This is a genomic window from Oscillibacter sp., assembly GCF_032060045.1.
In the GTDB taxonomy this organism is placed as follows: Bacteria; Bacillota; Clostridia; order Oscillospirales; family Oscillospiraceae; genus Oscillibacter.
In genome coordinates this window covers 1-1,038 of record NZ_DAMBZJ010000016.1, presented here as the reverse complement: position 1 = coordinate 1,038, position 1,038 = coordinate 1, and the positions used below count along the sequence as shown (strand labels likewise).

The following is a 1,038-nucleotide window of genomic DNA, read 5'->3' as shown; positions in this document are numbered from 1 at the left end:
TTTGAAGCGTTTCAGGGCGGTCTGCCGAGCGTTCTGGCTTTTGTTCCCATGGATAGCCATCGCCACTATACCCGCCCGGGCCAGCTCCTCGACTACCTTGTCGGCGGCGTGCTTTGTCCGGGTAAATACCAGTGCGCTTCCGATATCGCGGCCGAGAAGCAGCTTTTTCAGCAGATGGCGCTTATTGCCCTTATCAATTAAATAGATATGTTGGTCAATGGAGGCCGCCGTGCTGGACACGGGATTGACTTTTACTGTAACCGGGTCGCGAAGGATCGTGTTTGCAAGTGACTCAATCTCTTTTGGCATTGTGGCGCTGAAAAGAAGTGTCTGTCGCTTCTCCGGTAGCGCGTGCAAGACTTTTTTTACATCACGGATAAAGCCCATATCCAGCATCCGGTCGGCCTCGTCCAAGACAAAAATTTGAATCTGCGAGATGTCAATATAGCCTTGATTCATCAGGTCGCACAGCCGCCCCGGAGTCGCGATTAGCCGCTGTTTTGCCTGTGCCGGTTTGGGCGCAGCCAATCAGGTCTTTTTTTTGCAATAGTAGGGGAATTGCTTTTTGTTGAATGGGAGTCGGTGTTGTGTATCCTTGGCGGTCAACCGCCTTCAAAATGGGTGCTGCGAGGTTCAGTTCATTAAATGTCATGTTATTCTCTTCTTCTAAAATATCAGAATAGGCGGCACTCATGCATACGGCACAGATGCGTTCTATTTTGTACGAATTTAAAAAAGCAGAGCGGTTCCTGTCAATAAAGATCAACGGGAACCGCAGAAACTACTTTATTACTATTAGTATACCACAGATTACAAAAATGAAAAGACATTTTTAATTTAGCAATCTCTCCGCAATTGGCAAGCACAACCTTTTCATTATCTCAGCTTCGGCATGATGTCGTACTTGTCCAGTTTGTCCAGCGCCGTCCCAGTCTTTCCTCCGCCGCTCCCAGAGGTTCGCCGCCTCGCATTCAGCCGCGGCCTGATATCATACCACGGCGCTTCAGAAAGCGTGTTTGCGGACCAGCCGTTTGCATA

Annotated in this window: 1 pseudogene; it reads right to left on the bottom strand. The window is 49.1% G+C overall.

The window, feature by feature from the left end:
• Positions 1–652 (bottom strand): annotated as a pseudogene (locus RT018_RS07990) (DEAD/DEAH box helicase); the annotation flags it as partial.
• Between the last annotated feature and the right edge of the window lie 386 nt (positions 653–1,038).